Source organism: Sphingomonas sp. Leaf33, assembly GCF_001421785.1.
Taxonomy (GTDB): domain Bacteria; phylum Pseudomonadota; class Alphaproteobacteria; order Sphingomonadales; family Sphingomonadaceae; genus Sphingomonas.
On sequence record NZ_LMLB01000016.1, the window covers coordinates 1 to 322 of the forward strand.

Sequence of the window (322 nt, forward strand, 5' to 3'; positions counted from 1 at the left end):
AAGTGTCTTAAGAGCATTCGGTGGATGCCTTGGCGCTGAGAGGCGATGAAGGACGTGGTACGCTGCGATAAGCCTTGGGGAGCTGCGAACGAGCTTTGATCCAGGGATTTCCGAATGGGGAAACCCACCTTCGACCTTCTGTATTGTGTGGTCATGGCGCTGCGCGGAGCAATCTGTGCGGTGGTCTTGGTCATTCAATACAGTTGGTCACATGAAGGTATCATGCCCTGAATACATAGGGGTTTGAAGCGAACCCGGGGAACTGAAACATCTAAGTACCCGGAGGAAAGGACATCAACGAGACTCCGTCAGTAGTGGCGAG

The 322-nt window shown here is 53.1% G+C and carries 1 rRNA gene (cut by a window edge); it reads left to right on the forward strand.

The window, feature by feature from the left end:
• Nucleotides 1–322 (forward strand): 23S ribosomal RNA (locus ASE86_RS13250); its annotated part runs 786 nt beyond the window's last position; the annotation flags it as partial.